Raw genomic sequence first — 907 nt, 5'->3', positions numbered from 1 at the left:
TCGGGTGTGCCCCGGCGAGAATCAGTGATATCGAAACCGGCAAGCGCCCTTTGCCGGAGTTGAGGTTGGCTTATGAAGAACTTCTCAAATCAGCTTGACACAACATAGGAGCATCACGCTCTCTTGCCCAGCACGGGATTGCCGCTTCCACCGGAACTGTCGGGGATTCCTATGACAATGCTCTGGCGGAAAACGTTAATGGTTCCTACAAAAACGAGCTGATCCATACTCGCAGGTGGGATGAGGTTGTCGAGGTGGAAATCGCGACGTTTGAGTGGGTGTCATGGTGGAACGAGACGAGGCTTCACCAAAGCTTGGGATACCGAACCCCGGTCGAAGTGGAAACCGAATTTTGGGACCAGCACCCGCCGCAAGCAATAATAGAAATCAAGGCAAATGCCTAGGAACAAAACCCGGGGCACTTCACTACGCCACCCCACAGGAAGTAGAAACCGAGTACTATCTCACCCAGCCCATCAACACAGGGCCGTAAAAGAAGCGGAACTAAACCCAGGACGCTTCATTAAGACTGCCATACCCCGACTGAGTTATAACCTGTTTTAGGTTTTTAAGGCAAGACTGGAATCTGTCCGAAACCAAACGCGAATTCGTCTGGGAATTACATCGACACTTGGCCCCTCATCTGAGTCGCCAGGTCGATCCCCCCCAACCGCACCCAGGTGACCAAGACAACGCCTAAAATTAGGAAAACCGGAGGTCACGGACCCTTTCGAGTTTGTTACCTCCGGTGTCGCAGTTTGTTCAACTGCTCAGGGTGCCCGGGGCGGTGTCTGGTTCGGAGACATCGTTCCGCATGTCTTATGAGATAGTTCCGGTCTAACCAGCACTAATGTCTCATTACATCGATCCGGTAGAAAACTCTGAAGTTAAATTTGCCCGGCCGCGA

At 52.3% G+C, this 907-nt stretch carries 1 pseudogene; it reads left to right on the top strand.

From position 1 onward, the window contains the following. Positions 1–113 precede the first annotated feature (113 nt). Positions 114–404: pseudogene (locus MHY22_RS11470) on the top strand (integrase core domain-containing protein); the annotation flags it as partial. Positions 405–907: the final 503 nt, after the last annotated feature.

It is taken from the genome of Corynebacterium sp. ACRPO, from assembly GCF_022347205.1.
In the GTDB taxonomy this organism is placed as follows: domain Bacteria; phylum Actinomycetota; class Actinomycetes; order Mycobacteriales; family Mycobacteriaceae; genus Corynebacterium.
Note: the sequence above shows the minus strand (reverse complement) of the source record. Positions and strands in the feature narration are given on the sequence as shown.